Below are 7,672 nucleotides of genomic sequence, written 5' to 3'. Positions count from 1 at the left end.
GAGAGTCATTCCCACGCCGAGCATGGGAACGATCAACTCGACGGTTCCTACCGGATCGGGTTACGCCAGGCTTTTGCTCACCACTTCATACACATCGCTGGACAGCGACCCGGACGCCAGAATCCGCTCCAGCTCGGCCTTCATCAGTGCCTGACGGGCGCTGTCGTATTTGCGCCAGCGGGTCAGCGGGGCCAGTTGGCGCGAGGCGATCTGCGGGTTGAAGCCGTTCAGTTCGATCACCAGATCGGCGAGGAAGCGATAACCGGAACCGTCCGCCGCGTGGAAGTTGATCAGGTTCTGCCCGGCGAACGCGCCGATCAATGCCCGCACCTTGTTCGGGTTCTTGATGTTGAATGCCGGGTGCTGCATCAACGCCTTCACCCGCTCCAAACCGCCCGGCAAGGTGCTGCCAGCCTGCACGCTGAACCACTGATCCATGACCAGCGGATTGTCCTTGAAGTGCTCGGCGAAGCTGGCCAGGGCGAGGGCCTTCTGTTCTTCGAACGGCGAGTTGACCAGCACCGCCAGCGCAGTCAGGCGCTCGGTCATGTTGTCGGCGGTCTCGAACTGCTCCAGCGCCGCCGCCAGCACTTCCGGCTTGCCGCTGAGCATCAGGTACGACAGGGCAATGTTCTGCAAGGCGCGCCGGGCGAAGTGCTCGGCCTCGGCGACGTACGGAGTCTTTTTCGACAGATCGCGATTGGCCTGATAACGCAGCCACAGCGCTTCGAACAAGCCTTCGGCGAGTTGCTTGCGGGCGAACTCGCGAGCGACATGAATCGCCTCGACGTCAGCCACTTCGCTAATCTCGGTGAGATAGGCCTCACCCGGCAGCAAGAGCATTTCGGCAACCATCGCCTGATCCAGCGACTCGTCGGACAGCACCGTGCGCAGCGCCGACACCAAACGCGGATCGAGCTTCAGGCTCTCGCCTTTCTGATGCTGGCCGATCAACTCTTGAAGCACTTGCACCGACAATTGCTGACCGGCATCCCAGCGATTGAAACCGTCGCTGTCGTGCTGCATCAGGAACATCAGTTGATCGCGGTTGTACGGGAAGCTCAATTTCACTGGCGCCGAGAAGCCGCGCAGCAGCGACGGCAAAGGCTGTTGGTTGATGTCGACGAAAGTGAAGGTCTGCTCGGCTTCGGTCACCGAGATCACCCGAGTGGTGCCTTGTGCCGAGGCTTCGCCAGCCAGACGCAGAGCGATTTCATTGCCCTGGCTGTCGAGCAGGCCGAGCTCGACCGGGATCACGAACGGCAGTTTTTCCACCTTGTCCGGGGTCGGCGGGCAGCTCTGGCGGAAGGTCAGGCTGTAGGTTTTCGCCGCAGCGTCGTAGGACTCGCTGACGGCCAGACGCGGTGTGCCGGCCTGGCTGTACCAGCGCTTGAACTGGCTGAGATCAACGCCATTGGCATCTTCCATGGCCTTGACGAAGTCGTCGCAGGTCACGGCCTGACCGTCGTGGCGTTCGAAATACAGATCGCTGCCCTTACGGAAGCCTTCGGCACCGAGCAGGATGTGGATCATGCCGACCACTTCCGAGCCTTTTTCGTACACGGTCAGGGTGTAGAAGTTGGAAATCTCGATGAAGCTGTCCGGGCGCACCGCGTGGGCCATCGGCCCGGCATCTTCGGCGAACTGGTGGGTACGCAGGTACGCCACGTCCTGAATGCGCTTGACTGTCGCCGAGTTCATGTCCGAGGAGAAACCGGCATCGCGGAACACCGTGAAACCTTCCTTGAGCGACAGCTGGAACCAGTCGCGGCAGGTGACGCGGTTGCCCGACCAGTTGTGGAAGTATTCGTGGGCGACGATCGCCTCGACCCGCTGGTGCGCGGCGTCGGTGGCGGTTTCGGCGCGGGCCAGCACGGCGCTGGAGTTGAAGATATTGAGGCCCTTGTTCTCCATCGCGCCCATGTTGAAATCGTTGACGGCGACGATCATGAAGATGTCCAGATCGTACTCGCGACCGTAGACCTCTTCGTCCCAGCGCATGGATTTCTTCAGGCTGTTCATCGCGTGCTGGCACTTGTCGATGTTTTCCGGCTCGACATAAATGCGCAGCGCGACGTTGCGCTGGCTCATGGTGGTGAAGGTGTCTTCGACGCACCACAGATCACCGGCGACCAGCGCGAACAGGTACGCCGGTTTCTTGAACGGATCTTCCCAGGTCGCCCAGTGCCGGCCGTCTTCGCCGGGGCCGGAAGCGATCGGGTTACCGTTGGAGAGCAACACCGGGTAGCTGTGCTGTTCGGCCACGACGGTGGTGGTGAACTTGCTCATCACGTCCGGGCGGTCGAGGTAATAGGTGATCTTGCGAAAGCCTTCGGCCTCGCACTGGGTGCAGAACATCGTGCCGGACTTGTACAGGCCTTCCAGCGCGGTATTGGTTTCCGGGTGGATGCGCACGCTGGTGTCGAGGGTGAAGGTTTCACTGGTCGGCTGCAGGGTCAGGTGGCTGTCCGAGACTTGATAGTCAGCAGCGCTCAGCTCCCGGTCCGCCAGCGTCACCGAGAGCAGCTCAAGTTGCTGGCCGTCGAGCACCAGCGGCGGCAGGCCGGCGCCGCGCTCCGGGTTGCGGCGCATCACCAGTTGCGCGTGAACCAGGCTGTGGTCCTCGAACAACTCGAAGGTCAGGTGCGTTTCGTCAATCAGGTACTCGGGCGCCTGATAGTCCTTGAGATAGATCATCTTCGGTTGTTCGGTGCGCATGCTGGAATCCTTATTGATGCACGGCGAGCTGGTACGCCGTGTATTTACGAATGTTGATCACGCCGGTGTCGAAGATCAGGTACTGGCCCTTGATCCCCAGCAGCGTGCCTTCGGCAATCGGGTTCTTGTCCAGGTTGAAGCTGACGATTTTCGCCGGGTATTGCTCGACGGGATAGCGGATTTCCAGCGGTTCGACATCGGCAATCGTCTGAATCGCCTGTAGGCCGAATCGCTCCTGCAACCCTTGCAGGCCCTCAGCGCAGCTTTCGAACAACTGATCGCGCACCTGCGCCAGATCCACCGCCGCCGCATCGCCCTTGAGCAGTGCGCGCCAGTTGGTCTTGTCCGCCACCTGGCTGCGGAACAGGTCTTCGACAAAGCCCGATTGCTGGCGCGTCGACACACGCATGATCGGCAGCGCCTGACTCGCGCCCTGGTCGAGCCAGCGCGTCGGCAACTGCGTGGCACGGGTGATGCCGACCTTGATCCCCGACGAGTTGGCCAGGTAAACCACATGATCGGTCATGCAGAACTGCTGGCCCCACACCGGATCACGGCAGGTGCCGGCGTCGAAGTGGCAACGCTCCGGGCTCATGATGCACAGGTCGCACTGCGCCAGTTTGGTCATGCACGGGTAGCAATAACCCTGACTGAAACTGGTCTTGGTCTTGCGCCCGCAATGGGTGCAGTGGATCGCCCCCAGGAATTCCAGACGCAACGTGCTGCCGATCAACGGATTGACCGGCACCTCGACGTCATCCAGACGAAACGCGTATTGCACGTTCGACCCGTCCAGGCGCGCCGACATTTTGCTGATTGCACCGCGGCCAATCTCGATCAATGGATGGCATCCGACTTGAACAGGATGTTCGGCACTTCGATCGACTTCGACGCACACTCTTGCGGGCCCATGTAACCGGTGCGCTGGTCTTCAGGCAGGTTCTGGATTTCCCAGGCAATCATCGCCTGCAACGACAGCTCGCGCTGTTCGGCAGTGAGTTTGTTGCCGTCGGACCATTTGCCGATTTCCACGGCCAGTTTCAGGCTTTCGTAGATGTCCGGGGTGATGTTGTTGATCATGTCGTTGAAAGAGGACATCAGGGTCTCCGTGCTCTTTGCTGAAACAAAAAATGTTAGACGGCCAGTTTACGGCGGTTATACAAACCGCCCAACAAACCGGTGAAGCATCCGATGAGTAACCCGCTCAGGTGCGCGGCGTTGGCGATCTGGCCGAAACCGATCAGCGAAATCAGCCCGGACATGCACACCACCAGCCACACCAGCATCATCACCAGCACGCCGCGCGGCAGACGATAGGCCGGGTTCGGCGCCAGCATCTGGAAAATCCAGCAATGCCCGAGCAAGCCGTAAAGCACGCCGGACAGCCCACCAAACAGGCTCGGGCCGCTCCAGACGAACTGCGCGTAGTTGGACACCAGACTGAACAGCAGCGTCAGGCCGATCAGGTTGATGCTGCCCTGGCGCGACTCGATACGCCGCCCCAGCTCCCAGTACCACATGCCGTTCATGGCCAGATGGAGGATGCCGAAGTGGATCAGCATCGGCGTGACCAGCCGCCACCACTGCCCTGCCGCCAGACTGTCGGCCAGGGGCGCGAAGTGGATGTACTCGCCGATCACGCGAAAATCGAGGAAGGTCAGCCAGCGCAGCGTTTCCAGGTTTTCGCCGAGGAAGGTCAGACCACCGACGATCAGGCTCAACAGCAGAATCAATCCGGTGGCTTTGGCGTGTTTCAGCTGTTCGGCGAAACCCGGCCGTTTAAAGGTCTGGCCCACGGGAATGTCCAGTTGCTGATCCGGGTCGCCGGCCGGGAAGCGCTCGTACAACGAACGCACGTCCTCGCTGATTTCCTCCGGCGCCCACAACACCTGTTCGCCCGCCTCTTCGCTGACCCGATGGGGCACTTGCATGCGTTGCAGCAGTTTGACAAAACCGCTCAAATCCACCGCCAACGGCAGGCGCAATACCGCTACCGCACTCATTGCAGGACCTCCGGCCGCTCGACATCGACCCAGACGAATTTTTGCGGATCCAGGCGCGTTTCCTGGTCCAGACGATAGGCCACCAGTTTGCCGTAGAGCACGGCGCTGTAATCCAGGCACGCGAGGTTCGGGCGGATCGGCGCCGGTTTGCCGCTGCGCCAGTAGTGGCCGACGAACAGCAACGGCTCGTCGACGCCATAGCGCAGCAGGGAATTCTTTTCGGTTGAAGTCAGCGGCGTCTGCGCGACAGGTTCCGGCAGTGCATCGGGCTGGAAGACGATGTCGCCGTAGGTTTTCGGGTCGTCCTCCCAGAACTTGGTGCGGAAGAACGAACGCACCAGACCGTCGCCGCTGGTCATGGTCAGGCCACCGGGCAGACGCATGTCGGTGCCGCGCAGCAGGCGATCGAACACGGTGCAGGCGAAGCTGCCGGGCACCGCCGAGGCCTGGAGGAAATGCTCATCGACGCAGCCATTGGGGAACAACACCCGCAGCGGCTCGATCAGACCGGCGTCCCAGCACGCATGGACGACGCGGAAGCGACCGGCATCGACGAACAGCGGCAGCTCGTAGAACCACTGCTGGAAGTCATGCCAGTCGCCGGGATGGTTTTCAAATTGAGTCAGGGTTTCCTGCAACAGCCGCGCATGGCGCTTGGTGTGTTCGCGCACGAACTGCTTGCCGCTGCCCGGTGGCGCCGGGGTGACCCAGCCGAGCGCGTTGAATTCGTGGTTGCCCATGATGCACAGCGCCTGCCCCGCCTCGACCATGTCGTGAACGATGTGCAGCGCCTCGCGAATGCGCGGGCCACGGTCGATGATGTCGCCAACGAACACCGCCATGCGTGACGGATGCCGCCAGACCCCGCCCTGCTTGTGATAACCGAGACGGTCCAGCAAGTGTTCGAGGGTCATGGCGCATCCGTGCACGTCACCGATCAGGTCGTAACTGCGCGCGGGATCGAGCATCAGTCGCCTCCGCCCCCCAGCTTGCTGCCCCAGCCAAGCTTGGTGCGGCACACCTCGTAGTAATTGTGATCGAGCGGATGAATCAGGCGCAGCTTCTGTGCCTTTTTGCTCACGGTGATGGTGTCGCCCGGTGCGCAGGTGAAATGGTTCTGGCCGTCGCAGGAGACCTGCGGATAGATCTGCATATCTTTGGACACGACGATTTTCAGCTCACTGTTGCCATCGACCACGATCGGCCGTCCCGACAAGGTATGGGGGTACATCGGCACAATCACAATAGCGTCGAGCTTGGGATGCATGATCGGCCCGCCGGCGGACAACGCATAGGCGGTGGAGCCGGTCGGTGTGGCGACGATCAGGCCGTCGGCCTTCTGGCTGCAGACGAACTGGCCGTCGATGTACAGCTCGAATTCGATCATCCGCGTCGATTTGCCCGGGTGCAGCACCACGTCGTTGAGCGCATCGCCCTGGCCGATGGCCTCGCCATGGCGACGCACTTCGGCTTGCAGCAGGAAGCGGTTTTCCACCAGATAGTGGCCATCGAGCACTTCGGCGACCTTGATTTCCAGCTCGTCCGGGCGAATATCGGTGAGGAAGCCGAGGCTGCCACGGTTGATGCCGAGCACCGGAATATTGTGTTTGGCCAGCGCCCGCGCGGCGCCGAGCAGGCTGCCGTCACCGCCGACGACGATGACCATGTCGCAGACTTCGCCGAGCATCTTGCGCGACGAGGTTTGCAGGCCGTGGCCGGGCAGGACTTCAGCGATGGTGTCTTCGAGGATCACATGCAGGTGACGGTCGAGCAGAAAGCGTTTCAGTCGGCGGACGGTATCCAGCACCTGGGAGCTGCCCAGGCGACCGATGATGCCGATATTACGAAATTGCTCCATGGGACCTCTGCGGACAATCGAAAACGCGAAAACCCGATTATGGGCGAAAGCGCCAGATAGACAAAATCCTTTCAGCCACAAGGGTGCGCTCAGGTTTAAGGCTATGCTCGCAAGATGATCCTGTTTCCCGACTTGTTGCAATTGCCCCATCGATTACGCCATCCCGAAGTGCGGGACCTGGCGTGGGTGATCCTCGCGCCGCCGATGCTCGCCGCCACGCCATGGCCGCAGCGCCATCCGCTCGCCGGCAGCGACTGGGTACAAGACCCGCAGCGTCTCGAACATTGGCTGCGCCAGCTCGACCACGACAGTTACGGCCTGCTGCAATGGCTGGCGCAGGCGCGCACCCGCCGTCTGGGCCTGTATTACGAGCGCCTGTGGCAGTTCGCCGTCTCGCATGCGCCGGGCATCGAACTGATCGCCGCCAACCTGCCAATCCGCCGCGCCGGGCACACCCTCGGCGAGCTGGACATGCTGCTGCGTGACCGCGACGGCGTGCATCATCTGGAACTGGCGATCAAGCTCTACCTTGGCCCGCAGGATGGCAATGGCCGCGATCCCGCGCACTGGCTGGGGCCGGGTTGTCATGATCGGCTGGATCGTAAGCTGGCGCATCTGGCCGAGCATCAATTGCCGATCTCGGCGCGCCCGGAAAGCCGCGAAGTGCTCGCGGCGCTGGATATCGAAACCTTCAGCGCGCATCTGTGGCTGGGCGGTTATCTGCTGTATCCGTGGCCCGGGCAGGCGGACTCACCGCACGGCGCGCATCCGCAACATCTGCGTGGCAGTTGGCTGCATCAGAAGGACTGGCCGGCGTTTGTCGCCCAACGCCCGCCGGGCCGCTGGCAACCCCTGCCCCGCCACGCCTGGCTGGCGCCGGCGCATTACCCGGCGGATCAGGTCTGGGCAGATGAGCACCTGCGCTTGTGGCTGGAAGACCTGCCAGCACTGGCCCCGGCGCAGTTGATGGTGCGCCTGACCGAGAATGCCCAGGGCGAATGGGAAGAGGCGGAGCGGTTGTTTCTGGTGGCGGATCTTTGGCCGAATGTCCCCGGCCAAACCTGAGATTTGTGGTGCCTGAACTGGCCCCTTC

General features: G+C 62.0%; 7 protein-coding genes. 1 reads left to right on the top strand and 6 read right to left on the bottom strand.

Going from position 1 to position 7,672, the window contains the following annotated elements; all coding sequences use genetic code 11:
* Positions 1-60: 60 nt before the first annotated feature.
* The 6 genes from pepN to F8N49_RS22960 are packed head-to-tail and all read right to left on the bottom strand — an operon-like array spanning position 61 to position 6,579.
* Positions 61-2,718 carry an aminopeptidase N gene (pepN, locus tag F8N49_RS22985; RefSeq protein ID WP_151552724.1) on the bottom strand — a complete coding sequence of 886 codons (2,658 nt, stop codon included), beginning with the start codon at positions 2,716-2,718 and terminating at the stop codon, positions 61-63.
* A gap of 10 nt (positions 2,719-2,728) precedes the next feature.
* On the bottom strand, positions 2,729-3,559 hold the full coding sequence (locus tag F8N49_RS22980) for a DUF2797 domain-containing protein (protein ID WP_016774216.1): 831 nt from the start codon (positions 3,557-3,559) through the stop codon (positions 2,729-2,731).
* Positions 3,556-3,816 carry a YeaC family protein gene (locus F8N49_RS22975; RefSeq protein ID WP_016774215.1) on the bottom strand — a complete coding sequence of 87 codons (261 nt, stop codon included), beginning with the start codon at positions 3,814-3,816 and terminating at the stop codon, positions 3,556-3,558. Before F8N49_RS22975 ends, F8N49_RS22980 begins: the two co-directional genes overlap by 4 nt.
* Positions 3,817-3,851: 35 nt before the next feature.
* Positions 3,852-4,721, bottom strand: coding sequence for a rhomboid family intramembrane serine protease (locus tag F8N49_RS22970; protein WP_071171853.1), 870 nt, complete (start codon positions 4,719-4,721; stop codon positions 3,852-3,854).
* The gene (locus tag F8N49_RS22965) at positions 4,718-5,689 is read right to left on the bottom strand and encodes a metallophosphoesterase (protein ID WP_071171852.1); all 972 of its coding nucleotides are present in this window, start codon (positions 5,687-5,689) and stop codon (positions 4,718-4,720) included. Before F8N49_RS22965 ends, F8N49_RS22970 begins: the two co-directional genes overlap by 4 nt.
* A complete protein-coding gene (locus F8N49_RS22960; RefSeq protein ID WP_016774212.1) occupies positions 5,689-6,579 on the bottom strand; it encodes an NAD(+) kinase in 891 nt (296 codons plus the stop codon). The genes F8N49_RS22965 and F8N49_RS22960 overlap by 1 nt, the downstream gene beginning before the upstream one ends.
* A gap of 114 nt (positions 6,580-6,693) precedes the next feature.
* Between F8N49_RS22960 and F8N49_RS22955 the strand changes: the two genes are divergently transcribed.
* On the top strand, positions 6,694-7,644 hold the full coding sequence (locus F8N49_RS22955; RefSeq protein ID WP_071171851.1) for a DUF1853 family protein: 951 nt from the start codon (positions 6,694-6,696) through the stop codon (positions 7,642-7,644).
* Positions 7,645-7,672: the final 28 nt, after the last annotated feature.

The sequence above is a fragment of the Pseudomonas sp. GXM4 genome (assembly GCF_008923895.1).
Classification (GTDB): Bacteria; Pseudomonadota; Gammaproteobacteria; order Pseudomonadales; family Pseudomonadaceae; genus Aquipseudomonas; species Aquipseudomonas atacamensis.
This window is presented reverse-complemented; position numbering and strand designations above follow the sequence as displayed.